Genomic DNA, 11,978 nt, shown 5'->3' with positions numbered 1-11,978 from the left:
GGCGCAACCTCACGGTCACGGTAGCGCGGTGCTATCGGGCGGCATCCGCTGGGCCGACCAGGGGCAAACGGCTCTGAACTGGACAAAATCGGATCCGAGGAGGCCGCCCGCACGCATGTCGGTGATGCTTTGGAAACGGCGGGTTCTCCAGTGCTTTACATTTGTTAACACATTGGATCGATCTTCAGTGGGGCATTTTTCCAGTGTTCCGGCGAGTTTCGCTCGCGGCTCGGTGGCAACGTATTGTAAGCGTAATCACAATTCGCTGTGAATTCGCTCGACGTCGATCAATTGCACTGTGCTCCAGGCTCCGCCCGATCCGCCGTCGCCTCGATCGGGTCCGGGTGGCGTCGCCAGTCTGGCTACCACCCGCCGGATGACACTGTCGCTCAACCGGCGGTGGACGACGGAGGGGCCGTGCGGTGGTGGAACGGCTGCCGACTCGCGGTACGCCGTCCTCGCGCAACACGGCCCCACGGTGGACGGAAACGACATCGGCATACGGACCGACGCGCGGCTCGGTCGATCCGGCCGAAAGTGATCGTGGTTCCGAGGAGGTTATCTGCGCGATCAGACCTGGTCGGCGGGGTTGATGTCGGCGAACGTGTCGACCCAGTGGTGTGGCGGCCGAGGTGGATTGGGTTCGCCGGGTCGGGCCAGCCCGACCACTCGCCACCCAGCGGCGACGGCGGCGTCGAGTTCGTCCGGGTGATCGGACAGGAACAAGATGCGTTCGGCAGGGGCGCCGATGGCGCCCGCGATCTTGTCGTAGGAGGACGCCTCGCGTTTTCCGCCCGCCGTCGACAGATCGAAGTACCCGCTGATCAGGCCGGACAGACTGCCTCCATGCGCGAAGGCGAACCAATCCTGCTGATTGCGAATCGATCCCGAGGAGTAGACGTACAGCGCGAGACCCGCGGCGTGCCACGCGGCCAGGGCCGGTGGCACGTCGGGGAAGAATTCGCCGTGCAGTGCGCCGCTGCGGAAACCCTCCGCGCAGATCACACCCTGCGCGGTCTTCAAAGGCTCGGCCTTGACGTCGGTGTCGAGCCACCCGCGCAGGATCGCGGCGACTTCGGCCGGATCCGCGTCCGGCCGCCCGGCCAGCTGCCTGGTCGCGGCCAGCACGGGCGCCGCGGCCGCGGAGCTGTTCTCGGCCAGCCACTCCGGAAGCCGTTCGCGGGTGTAGCCGTACAGGTCTTCGCGAACCGCGGCGGTGGGGCTGGTGGTGCCCTCGATGTCGACGACGACGGCGTCGATCACGGCGCGGTGAGCAGCTCGTCGAGGCTGGGGAAGCCCGCGCTGATCTTGTCGCCGGTGAAGTCGCCGACCCAGCCGTCCTCCTCCTCGAAGAAGCGGATGGCGATGAAGTCGGGGCGTTCGCCCATGTCGAACCAGTGCAGCGTGCCCGCCGGAACCGAGAGCAGATCGCCGCCCTCGCAGACCACCGCGAGAACTTCCTCGCCCAGGTGCAGGTAGAAGCAACCGCGCCCGGCGGCGAAGAAGCGCACCTCGTCTTCGGCGTGGCGGTGCTCGTCGAGGAACTTCCCTCGGGCGCCCTTGGCGATCTCCGGCCACTGCGGGTCGGCGTCGTCGGGGTGGATGCGGGCGATGTCGATGTGCTTGTAGCGCCCGGTCTCGTTCAGTTCGGCGACGTTCGTCTCGTAGTGCGCGAGCAACTCCTCCGACGGCACCGACGCGGCGTTCTCCACCACCGGCCAGCGGCCGAACGTGATGCCGTGCCTGGCGAGTTCGGTGCCGATCATCTCGTCGTCGCTGGTGCGTACGCGCACGTCGGCCGCGTTGTCGGCGGCCATCACCTGCAGCAGGGTCATGTCAGTCCAATCTCGAGAAAATCGTCGCGCGGGCCGAACGCCGCCGGACTACCGGTGCGGCACACCAGCTCACACAATGCTTCCAGGCATTCGGCGCGATCGCGCGCCTGGGCGAGATCATCGCCCCACGCGGTGATCCCGTGCCCGGCAATGATCAGGACCGGAAGCGCGTCGGGGTGGTCGAGGAGATAGCGCTCGATGTCGGCCCCGATGCGCGGCACCTCGGGCCAGTTCGGGAAGACCGGGATGTCCGCGACGGCCGGATCGCCGCCACCGAGTCCCTTGATCAACTCGTAGTCGGTGATCCGCAGCGTGCCGAGCATTCCCGGCGTCGCCGAGCGGGTGGCCAGTGCCGTGGCGAACGGCGGATGGATGTGCACGACCGCTTGCGCCGGACGGGCCCGGTAGACGGCGGTGTGGATCGTCGTCTCCGCGGAGGGTTTGCGCCCCTGATCGGTCACGGGCGCGGAGTCCGCGACGCGCACGGTGACCATGTCGCGCTCGGTGAGCTCCCCTTTGGACAGCCCGCTCCCGGTGACCACGGCGGTCGCGCCGGTGCGCACGGAGATATTGCCCGCCGTACCCGGCATCCAGCCGCGCCGGTACAGCTCGCGGGCGAGGTCCGCGATTTCCGCGCCGGGCGACCGATCGGACCGGTGCACCACACCCTCTTCGGTGACCACCGCGGTCACCAAATCGGCGGGCGTGACGTCGAAGGCCGGGTTGAAGACCTCGGTGTGCGCGGGAGCCGTTGCCACACCGCCGAATCCGGTCACCTCGGCCGCCGCGCGTTCCTCCACGACGATCTCCCGGCCGGTGGCCATCGAGAGGTCGCGGGTCGACTCCGGGGCCACCACGACGAACGGGATGCCGTGGTGGCGGGCGGCGAGCGCGAGACCGTAGGTGCCGATCTTGTTGGCGACGTCGCCGTTGGCGGTGACCCGGTCGGCGCCGACCAGCACGCAGTCGACCTGTCCGGTCGCCATCGCCCAGGCGGCGGCGGAATCGATGGTCAGCCGGTGCGGGATGCCCGCCTCGGCCAGTTCCCACGTGGTCAGGCGGGCGCCTTGCAGCAGCGGGCGGGTCTCGTCCACCAGCACCTGCTCGATGGCGCCGCGCTCGGACAACACCCGCAGCGTGCCGATGGCGGTGCCGAACGCGCTGGTCGCGAGCCGTCCGGTGTTGCAATGGGTGAGCACGCGCAGCGGCCGGTCCGGACACAGGCGCTGCACCAGGTCGGCGGCGTTGGTGGCGGCGGCCCGGTTGACCCGGCCGTCTTCGGCCAGCATGTCGAGGGTCTCGGCGAGGACCGCATCGGCGCCCCGGCCCACCTTCGCCCGGACCCGCCGCACCGCCCAGGCCAGATTGACCGCCGTCGGCCGGGCCGCCGCGATCCGGTCCGCTTCGGCCTGCGCCGCGGTCTCGTCCACCACGCCGCCTACGGTGTGCGCGGCGGTGGCGATGACGACGCCGAACGCGCCCGCGATGCCGATGGCGGGCGCGCCGCGAATGGCCAGCGTCCTGATCGCGTCGATGACCTGGTCGACGGTGCTCAGCCGCAGCTCACGCACCTCGTGCGGCAGTCCGCGCTGGTCGATGGTGACGAGCGCGCCGTCGTCCCAGACCAGTGAGCTGTCGTCCATCAGGCGCATCCTTCGCGTCGAACCGGGTCGTGCCTGGTCAACGGTATCGGACGCCGGACGGCGAGCCGAAATCGCGTCAGGCCGCCCCGGCGCGCAGTTCGGCGGCGCGTTCGCGCGGGTCGTAGTCGGGGCCGACGCCCTCAATGAGCAGCAGGTCGCCGTCGATGTGATCGGCGCGCAGCGGCAGGATCTCCTGATAAGCGGGCGAGTGGTACCACTCCCGCGCCTCGGTCATCCCGGGGAACTCGATCAGCACCATGCTGCCGGGCCAGTCGCCTTCCACGACCTCGGCAGGGGGCCCGTGGATGACGAAGCGGCCGCCGAACGGGTCCAAGGTGGCCTGGATGCGCTCCAGGTATTCGAGGATGTCGGGATGCGGCCTGCGACTGCGGAGATGGGCGAAGCCATAGGCGGACATGGCGTGTGGTTCCTTCGTTCGACGACGCCGGAGATGGCGTCGAACCGACGGTAGGTCCGCCTCGCACGGGGTGGCAATTACCTCCGGGGTAAGCACAGGGCCTGAAACCGACCGCAGCCGCCGGTCCCGGGAGGAGGTGGGGCCGGCGGCGCGGGGGGCGCAGATCAGCTAGCGGCGGCGCTCCTGCTCGCCGCGCCGGTCGGGCATCTCGGAACGGTTGCCCCGACGGCCTTCCATGTCAGCGCCTTCACGGATGTCCTGCTCTTGGCGCTGTTGCTGCTGCTGCCTCGGCATCTGCTTCGGCATTTTCTTAGGCGTTTTCTTCGACTTTTCAGCCATCTCCACTCGGTCCTTTCCGGGGGATTGATATTCGCCTAACGAACACACGATAGCGAGCGGGAATGGCCTGTGGAAGAGGAAATGAAAAATATGGCTCCGAGCGGCTCGGTTGTTGTGTTTCCGCTGGTAGGAGCGCTATTGATCGCTGTATTCAGTAATGAATCCAGTTCAGTTCGACTTTTTCTTCCGGCCGGGTCGAGGCGAGGTGGGCCGTATGAAAACGGCGGTCAGGCATTCGTTTTATTTTCCTCGTGGATCGCTCTGCCGACGTATATCGCATTCGACTCCGCTGCCGCAAAGGAGTGCGCGTGCACGTTCCCGTGACAACGAAACCCGCTGCGCCGCAGAGACTTCGGATAGACGTCGGCCGAGCATTGGCGCACCGTCGTATTCCGCGCTCACTCGATCTCGCTGAGGCCAAGGCCCGCAACCGATTTCGTTCGGTCCACGACGCGCCCCGCAGGCCGAAGGGTTCAGCGCAGCGGCAGGAATTCGACGATCGCGCCGTCCTCGGCATCGGACGGGACGACCACCAGGCCGTCGCGGTCGATCAGGCCGCCCAGATGTGCCGTCCGGACAACCGGGTCGCCGATCCATCCGCCTTCCTCGGCGGCGCGAGCCGGAACGATGCGCGTCACCTGTCCGGCGATCTCGGCGGCGTTGTGCAGCGGCCCGCGCAGCGGGCGGGCGGGGAGCGCGCCGGTGCGGCCCTCGACGATCGCGGGTGCCAGCGCCATGAGCGTCGCGACGGCGGCGAACGGGTTGCCCGGCAGGCCGAGCACCGTGGTGCCGGAGGTGAGCCGGGCGACGACGGTGGAACCGCCCGGCCGCAGCCGCAGCCGCGGCACCACGATCTCGGCTCCGGCGCGGGTCAGGGCGGCACGGAGCTGGTCGGCCGCCCCGCCGCCGGTCGCGCCGACGATCACCAGCAGGTCGCGATCCGGCGCGACGGTCATGACCTCGTCGAATCCGTGCGGAGTGTCGCGCAGGTGCACCCGATCGGTGGTGCGAATGCCGTACCTGGCCAGCAGTTCCGGCAGGATCGGGCCGATCGAATCGCGCGTCTGCCCCGCCTGTAGCGGACCTTCGCTGCGGATCTCGTCACCGGTCATGACGACGTGCGCGCGGACCGGGCCGCGCACCGGCGCGGCGGTGACCTCGACGCTCGCGGCCGCGGAGACCAGCGCCGCGGTGACCGGCGCCCCCTCCGGCGCGACCGGATCACCGGCCGCCCGGTCCTCGCCGCGGCGGCGGATGTCGTCGCGCAGCGGGGTGTCCGGCAGGCGGTACAGCGTTTCGTCGACGACGTGCACGAACTCGTCGCGCAGCACGCCCGTGGTGCCGTCGGGGACGTGCGCGCCCGTGGCGATGCGCACCGCCTCGCCCGGCAGCAGCCCCACCGGACGCCGTCCGCCCGCGAAGCCGACGTCGCGGCGCAGGCGCCACGGCCCGTCGCCCGCCACCGCGTAACCGTCCATCGCCGAGACGTCGAAGCGAGGCAGCGGCCCGGCGGCCGTCAGCGGGCCCGCGAGCGCGGCCCCGATCACCGAACACAGGTCGGCTTCGTACGCGGTAAGCCGGGAAAGTCTGGTGTGCAGCAGGTTTCGCGCGTCGCCGAGCTCGAGCGGCGGTTGCTGTCGTGGCGCGTCCACCGCCGCTCTGGCCTGTCGCACCTCCTCTTCGGTGTCGCAGTCGCCGACGCCGGAGAGCGGGATGATCCCGGCGGCTGCGGGCACCAGCGCCTTCATCGGCTGATTGATCAGCGCGTCGAGCTCGTCCAGTGCGGCCGCCAGCGCGGAACGCCGCCACACCCCGATCAGGTATTGCGGCCGACCCGACTCGTCGGCCGCGAACACCGCGTCCGCTCCCGATTCGGTGGCGTGCCGGATGAGTTCGGCGATCGCCGACGGCGACAGGAACGGAAGGTCGGCGGCAAGCACCACGACCAGCGGGGCGGCGGAGCCGAGGGCCCGCAGCCCCGTGTCGATCGCCGCCACCGGACCCGATCCGGGCGGCACCTCGCGAACCTGCGTGATCTCCGGCGCCAACTCGGGGCGGTGCGGTCCGACCACCACCGTCCGCGCGCACGAGGCGACGGCGGCGAGCGCCACTTCGAGCATGGAACGGCCGCCGATGACGATGGCCGGTTTGTCCACGCCGCCCATCCGGCTGGCCCGGCCGCCCGCGAGCACGATCGCGTCGACGGCCGTCACACGCCACGACCCGGACTCAGGTACACCATGGCCGCCATGCTAATTCGTCAGCGCGGGGAAGCCGGGGAGCGGACGGCGTCGATCAGGCGTTCGACCAGAAGCGGGCCGGTGGCAGCAGCCGGAACTCGTTGAGCTCCGGGTCGGCGAGCACGAGGTCGGTATCGCGGTCGGGAGCCGGGGCGCCGCGGTCGATGGAGGTGGCGCCCGCCGCGTGCAGCCGGGCCACCTCGGCGGCCCGGTCGTCGGCCGGGAACGAGGTGAGATCCAGGCGCAGTCTGGTCCGGCCCGACCCCGCGTCGGGCGTGCGCACGAACTCCAGCCAGGAGCCCAGTCCGGTCGGTGCGCGCAATCCGGCCAGCCGCTCGCCGCGCCGCATGGACGGCCAGCCGGTGGCGGTCGACCAGAATTCGGCCAAGCGCTGCGGATCGCGCGTGTCGACCACGACCGCCGCGACGGCTCCGGTGTCCACGTACTCCTCCCTCGGTTCGAGCACGCAGAACTCGTTGCCCTCCGGATCGGCGAGCACCGCCCACGGCACCGCGCCCTGCCCGATGTTGATCGAGCGCGCACCCAAGGCCAGCGCCCGGTCCACCTGGGTGCGCTGGTGGTCCAGCGAGCGGGTGGCCAGATCGAGGTGCAGGCGATTCTTGCCGACCTTGGCCCGCATCGCGGGCAGGAAGGTGAGCGCCAAGTCGCCGCCGTCGGCGTCGGGAGCCGCCACGTTCACCTCGTCGCGGCGGTCGAGGGTGACACTCCAGCCCAGCAGTTCGGCCCAGAAATCCGCGACCGAGCGGGGCCGGTCGGCGTCGAACACGACACATGCCAGGCGGGTGGGCATGGATCAACGGTACTGGCCGCCATTCCGGCACGGAGGAATTTCGGAAAGCGGCGCTCAGTCGCCGGGGAGATCGGGCAGCGGGAAGCGTGCGGCGCGCAGGTCGACGCGTCCGTCCCGGATCGGCACGCCCTCTTCGGCCAGCAGGCGCAGCTGGCGATGAGCCAGGTGGGCGGCGGGACGGCCGCTCGCGCCGAGCACCCGATGCCAGGGCAGATCGGCCGAGTCGGTGCGCATGATCCAGCCCACCGTGCGCGGCGTCGACAAACCGGCGGCCGCCGCGATGTCGCCGTAGGTGACCACCCGGCCGGGCGGAACCGCCGCCACCAGCGCGCGCACCTGCTCGATCTGGGCGTCGGTGGTCGGCATCGGCTCAGAGCACCGAGCGCACGAGTTCGCCGGTCTGGGCCGGATACGCCTGGGCGACCATGTGATCGCAGTTCCATTCGAGCACGGTCAGGCCCGCGCCCATGTGCTCGGTGAGCGCCGCGCGGAATTCCGGCGTGACGAACGGCGGGTGCACCTTCATCGCCTGCACCAGCACGGTCGGCAGGTCGGCGGGCGGAAGCACCCAGTGGCGGGCCAGCTGGCCCCAGTAGGAGTTGATCGCTGGCAGGCTCATCCGCCAGCCGAAGCGCCCGTCGGCGGTGGGCATCAGGTGTTCGTCGAGTTCGGCTTCCAGCAATCGCGGCTCCACATCGCCCCAGCCGGTGTCGAGTTTGTCCTGGCGCGCGTGGTCGACGCTGTCGTAGTCGGCCGAGACCAGGGTGGACAGCGCGATCTCGTTGAGCCATTCCGGCTCCAGCGCGATCGCCGGATCGAGCAGCACCAGTTTGCGCACCAGTTCGGGATGCCGATGGGCCAGGTGCAGCGCGCACGCGCCGCCGAAGGAGTGCGCGACAACCACCACCGGGCCGTCCGCCTCGGCGGCGACCAACTCGACCAGGTCCTCGACGATGGTCTCGAAGTTCCACGGCGGCAGCGAGGTCGAGCGGCCGTGCCCGCGCAGATCCGGTGCGAGCACCCGTACGTCGGGCAGATGCCGGGTCGCCAGATCTTCCCAGCGTTTGCCGTGACCGGTCACACCGTGCAGGGCGAGCACCACCGGTCCCGTCGTCGGACCGAACCGGTGGACATTCAGAACAGACACCGGTCCATTCTGACCTGCGCCGTGATCGGCCGCAGCGCCGGTCGGGCGGAGGCGTGTACCGGCGTGTCGGTCGTGTCTGTTGCAATAGCCCGCGTGGTGCGATCGGATGGCGCGGTGCGACTGGTTCGCCGGAACGTGGTGGCGCCCCGGCCGCGAGACTGGGGCGCCGATGTCCGCGCGCTGCTGGACGCCGCGGCGGAGGCCGGTCCCGCGCGCCCGGGATGGCGGCCCTGGCAGGTGCTCGGCGGCCCGGGCACGGGTAAGACCGCCCTGCTGGTCGACCTCGCCGCCGGGCGCATCGCGGCCGGAGCCGACCCGGAATCGGTGCTGGTACTGACCCATTCGAAACAGGCCGCGGGCGCTGTACGAGACGCCATCACCACGCGGCTGAGCGGCCCGGGCCCCGGCGCGGAGGGCGGTGTGCCCGGCGCCACACGAGAACCCTTGGTGCGCACCCTGCACTCGTACGCCTTCTCCGTGCTGCGCAGGCACGCGATGGCGCACGGCAACCCGCCGCCGCGTCTGCTGACCGGAGCCGAACAGGACGCCGTGGTGCGCGAGATGCTGCGCGGCGATCTGGCGGACATGGCCGAGGGCGCGCACGGATTGTGGCCGGAGCGACTGCGGCCCGCCCTCGCGCTCGGCGGGTTCGCCGAACAGTTGCGCGATCTCATGCTCCGGGCCACCGAACGCGGCATCGGGCCGGAGGACCTGGTGCGCCTCGGCCGCGAGCACGCCAAGCCCGAATGGGTGGCGGCGGGCAGGTTCGCCCTCCGCTACGAGCAGACGATGCTGCTGCGCTGGTCGGTGGGCGTCGATGCGCCGGAGGCGACCGCGCCCGCGCTGGACGCCGCCGAACTCGTCGGCGCGGCGCTGGACGCCCTGGCCGCCGACCCGAATCTGCTTGCCGCCGAACGCGCCAGGATCCGATACCTGCTGGTAGACGACGCGCAGCACCTGGACCCGCAGGCGGCGATCCTGGTGCGAGCGATCGGGCACAGCGCCAGGACCACGGTGGTCGCGGGCGATCCCGACCAAGCCGTGTTCGCCTTCCGCGGCGCCGACGCGCGATTCGTCGCGGAACTCGACGTGCCACCCGAGCGGCGAGTCGTGTTGCGCGACAACCATCGGTTCAGCGGTCAGGTGGAGCTGGCGGTCGCCCGGATCGCCGCACGCCTGCCGGGTAGTGCGCCGCAGCGCATCCCCGTGCCGGAAGACACCGGCCCGCGGGAGGACGGCACCGAGGTGCGCGTGCGCGTGCTGGCCACGCCGGCGAAAGAGGCCGCGCTCATCGCCGACCACTTGCGCCGCGCGCATCTCACCGGCGGGGTGCCGTGGTCGCGGATGGCGGTGATCGTCCGTTCGGTGCCGCTGTCGCTGGCGCCGCTGCGCCGCGCCCTCCTCGCCGCGGGCGTGCCGGTGCGGCAGCCCGCGCTGGACACGCCGCTGGCGCGCAGGCGCGGCGCGGCCTGGATGCTGCTCTCGCTGCGCGCGGTCCTGGCGGGGGAGCAGGCGCAACGGGGCGCGGAACCGGCGTTCGAGCCGGAGGACGCCCTCGATCTGCTGTCCGGGCCGCTCGGCGGCGCGGACCAGATCGCCTTGCGCCGGTTGCGCCGCGGCATCCGGCGCGCGGTGCTGGAATCGGTGCGCGCGGGGGCGAAAACATCGGAAGCGGGCGACGATTCGCCGCCCGACCGCGACTCGGACATCGACCGCCCCTCCGCACTGATGTTGCGCGATCTGCTGATCGGGACCGGCGATCCGGCCATCATGGACCGGCTCACCGAGGTCGAGGCCGCGCCGCTGCGCCGGGTGCTGGACGCGCTGCGCCGGGCGCGCAAGGTGCGCGGGCGCGGCGCGGGCCTGGAGGACGTGCTGTGGGCGCTGTGGACCGGTTCTCGGCTGGAACGGCGCTGGGTGGCGCAGTCCGAGCGCGGCGGCGCGGTCGGCATGCAGGCCGATCGTGATCTGGACGCGGCGGTCGCGTTGTTCGACGCGGCCGCCGCCTATGTCGACCGGTTGCCGCGCGCGAGCATCGAAGGGTTCGTCGAATACCTGACGCAGCAGGAGATTCCGCAGGACGCGGCGCCGCGCACGCTGCCGGGCGAAGCGGTGGCGCTGCTGAGCGCGCACGCCGCCGCGGGGCGGGAATGGGATGTGGTCGCCGTCGCCGCCGTCCAGGAAGGGATTTGGCCCGACCCACGCACTCGCGGCACCCTCCTGCACACCGAGGACCTGGTCGATCTCACCGCCGGGGTGTCCGATGCGGGGGAGCGGGTGAGCCGTGCGGCGCCGATCCTCGCCGAGGAGCGCAGGTTGCTGCTCGTCGCGTGCAGCCGGGCCCGGCGGTCGCTGCTGGTCACCGCGGTGGAATCGGTGGCGGGCGAACGCGATCTGGTGCCGTCGCGCTTTCTCGCCGAACTGCTCGGACACGACGACGACGGCGAGCCCGGTGCGCTCCCGGTGGCCGACCCCGGCCGCGCCCTGGTGATGCATTCGCTGGTCGCCGAATTGCGCGGCGTGGTCTGCGATCCGGAGGCCGACCCGGAACGCAGGCGCCGCGCCGCGCACCAGCTCGCACGGCTGGCCGACGCGGGCGTCCGGGGAACCCACCCCGACGACTGGTACGGCACCACCGAACTCAGCTCGCGGCGACCGCTGTGGACCGAGGACGACGGCGCGGTCGCGCTGTCGCCCTCCACCGTCGAATTGCTGCGCACCTGCCCGCTGCGCTGGGCGCTGGAACGCAACGGCGGTACCGACGGCGACAACCCGCACGCCGTCAAGGGCAATCTGGTGCACACGCTCGTGCAGGCGCTGGCGGGCAAAGTACCCGAGGAACAGGTGCGCGCCGCGTTGGATCGCGCCTGGCGGGCGGTGGATCCGGGGACCGGCTGGCATTCCCGGCAGGAATTGCGCCGCACCGAGGCGATGCTGGAGACCTTCTCGGCCTGGGTGCGCAACACGCGCGGCGAACTCACCCAGGCCGGAGTCGAGGTGCCGGTGGACTGCGTGCTGCCCGCGCGCACGGAAGACGAACGCGCCGTACGGATCCGGGGCCGCGTCGACCGGCTGGAGCGAGACGCGCAAGGCCGTTTCGTCATCGTCGACGTGAAGACCGGCAAGTCGCCGGTCACCAAGCAGGCCGCCGTCGATCACGCGCAGCTGGCGACTTACCAGGTAGCGGCCGCCGCAGGCGCTCTCGACGCACCGGAGGTATCCGGTTCGGCCGAGCCGGAACCCGCGATCGGCTCGGCGGGCGAACCCGGCGGGGCGCGATTGGTGTACGTCGCCAAGCCGAGCAAGGCGGAGGGCGCCACTCAGCGCATGCAGCCTCCGCTGGACGCCGAGGCGCTCGAGCACTGGCGCGACACGATCCACCAGGCCGCGTCGTCCACTCAGGGCCCCAGCTACCTCGCCATGCGCAACGACGGATGCCGCCACTGCGCGGTCGCGGGCAGCTGCCCCGTGCAGGACAGCGGGAGGCAGGTGACCGACGAGTGAGCGCGCTCTCGGTCCCGCCGCGCCCGGTCGCCGGGGCGCCG

General features: G+C 71.3%; 10 protein-coding genes. 1 reads left to right on the top strand and 9 read right to left on the bottom strand.

The features are described from left to right. Positions 1-570 precede the first annotated feature (570 nt). The 9 genes from mtnC to ACL03I_RS27590 form a co-directional block, all read right to left on the bottom strand. Entirely contained in the window at positions 571-1,263 is a 693-nt protein-coding gene (gene mtnC / locus ACL03I_RS27630) for an acireductone synthase (RefSeq protein WP_412807309.1), read from the bottom strand. Then, positions 1,260-1,835, bottom strand: a complete 576-nt coding sequence (locus tag ACL03I_RS27625) for a 1,2-dihydroxy-3-keto-5-methylthiopentene dioxygenase (RefSeq protein ID WP_412807308.1) — start codon at positions 1,833-1,835, stop codon at positions 1,260-1,262. The genes mtnC and ACL03I_RS27625 overlap by 4 nt, the downstream gene beginning before the upstream one ends. Then, the gene (gene mtnA / locus ACL03I_RS27620; RefSeq protein ID WP_412807307.1) at positions 1,832-3,478 is read right to left on the bottom strand and encodes an S-methyl-5-thioribose-1-phosphate isomerase; all 1,647 of its coding nucleotides are present in this window, start codon (positions 3,476-3,478) and stop codon (positions 1,832-1,834) included. Before mtnA ends, ACL03I_RS27625 begins: the two co-directional genes overlap by 4 nt. Before the next feature lie 76 nt (positions 3,479-3,554). Beyond that, positions 3,555-3,896, bottom strand: a complete 342-nt coding sequence (locus ACL03I_RS27615; RefSeq protein WP_412807306.1) for a DUF1330 domain-containing protein — start codon at positions 3,894-3,896, stop codon at positions 3,555-3,557. Between the two features lie 168 nt (positions 3,897-4,064). After that, on the bottom strand, positions 4,065-4,235 hold the full coding sequence (locus ACL03I_RS27610; RefSeq protein ID WP_355079726.1) for a hypothetical protein: 171 nt from the start codon (positions 4,233-4,235) through the stop codon (positions 4,065-4,067). Positions 4,236-4,708: 473 nt separating this feature from the next. Beyond that, entirely contained in the window at positions 4,709-6,448 is a 1,740-nt protein-coding gene (locus ACL03I_RS27605; RefSeq protein WP_412807305.1) for an NTP transferase domain-containing protein, read from the bottom strand. An 82-nt stretch (positions 6,449-6,530) separates the two neighbouring features. Beyond that, positions 6,531-7,286: a VOC family protein gene (locus ACL03I_RS27600; protein WP_355079722.1), complete on the bottom strand. Its 756-nt coding sequence runs from the start codon at positions 7,284-7,286 to the stop codon at positions 6,531-6,533. 54 nt (positions 7,287-7,340) lie between these two features. Next, positions 7,341-7,652: an MGMT family protein gene (locus ACL03I_RS27595; protein WP_355079720.1), complete on the bottom strand. Its 312-nt coding sequence runs from the start codon at positions 7,650-7,652 to the stop codon at positions 7,341-7,343. A 4-nt stretch (positions 7,653-7,656) separates the two neighbouring features. Next, positions 7,657-8,433 carry an alpha/beta hydrolase gene (locus tag ACL03I_RS27590; protein WP_412807304.1) on the bottom strand — a complete coding sequence of 259 codons (777 nt, stop codon included), beginning with the start codon at positions 8,431-8,433 and terminating at the stop codon, positions 7,657-7,659. Positions 8,434-8,505: 72 nt separating this feature from the next. Between ACL03I_RS27590 and ACL03I_RS27585 the strand changes: the two genes are divergently transcribed. After that, positions 8,506-11,937, top strand: a complete 3,432-nt coding sequence (locus ACL03I_RS27585) for an ATP-dependent helicase (RefSeq protein WP_412807303.1) — start codon at positions 8,506-8,508, stop codon at positions 11,935-11,937. Positions 11,938-11,978: the final 41 nt, after the last annotated feature.

This window comes from Nocardia sichangensis (assembly GCF_047200615.1).
GTDB classification, from domain to species: domain Bacteria; phylum Actinomycetota; class Actinomycetes; order Mycobacteriales; family Mycobacteriaceae; genus Nocardia; species Nocardia sichangensis.
This window is presented reverse-complemented; position numbering and strand designations above follow the sequence as displayed.